We start from the raw sequence: 907 nt of genomic DNA, 5'->3' as shown, positions 1-907 counted from the left end.
GTTTGAACGGGATAAAAGAGTTGATTTTTTCTAATACAAAAACGGATTCAGGTGGTAAACTCATAATCTCAGAGAATAAAATATTCCGATAGTCAATATTACTTTTATTACTACTTGTCATAAGCGTCATACTACTTTTCTCTATTGCATTCTCCAGAAACTTCCTCTGATTTAATTCCGTTAATGTTGTAAAGCATTTTTTATCAATAACTTGTCCTTTAGAAACAAACATCAGTTTATAACCGTTAGGAACATCAAACTTCAAAAGGATGTCCTTCTCAAGTAATTCCTCATGTCTGTTAATTCCACTTTTCAAATATTGAACAGCTTGTAAAATATCTCGATATTTCGATGCCACTTCAAAGCGACATTCTGTTGCTGCTTCTTGCATTTTTCCCTTCAATTGTTTTGCAAAGCGATCCATCTTTCTTTTATCTGAAAATAGTTCTTTTATTACTATTCTATTTTTCTCTTTTTCTTCATTCGACATTGAAATGGGCAGTACATGATAGTCAAATTGATATTTTCTTTTATCCTTTTCAATTGGATACACATTTTTGAGTTCATCGATCATCTGTTGGAGAACATGCTTGCTTCGAAAAGGTCCATAGCAATGCTTCTCTCTTTCGTGCACAACTGACAAAGGTACTGAACGTTGATCCAAACCAACTTTCACAAATACATATCGACTATCATTTTTCATTTGTACATTAAAATATGGTTGAATCTCTTTGATGAGTTTACATTCAAGAAGCATTGCTTCCAAATGCGTATCTGTGATAACAATCTCAATATCTTTGATCAATGGTACCATCTTCATTACTTTTTCCCACTTTGGTGATTTTACAAAATATGATTTCACTCTTTTTTCGAGGCATTTACTTTTTCCAATGTAAATAATATTCCC

The 907-nt window shown here is 32.1% G+C and carries 1 protein-coding gene; it reads right to left on the bottom strand.

Features of this window, described 5'->3' with window-relative positions; all coding sequences use genetic code 11:
- Positions 1–862: hypothetical protein (locus V7014_RS26005; RefSeq protein WP_335511829.1), on the bottom strand; the 862-nt coding region annotated here is incomplete at its 3' end.
- Positions 863–907 lie beyond the last annotated feature (45 nt).

Source organism: Bacillus sp. JJ722, assembly GCF_036963345.1.
Taxonomy (GTDB): Bacteria; Bacillota; Bacilli; order Bacillales; family DSM-1321; genus Bacillus_AD.
This window is presented reverse-complemented; position numbering and strand designations above follow the sequence as displayed.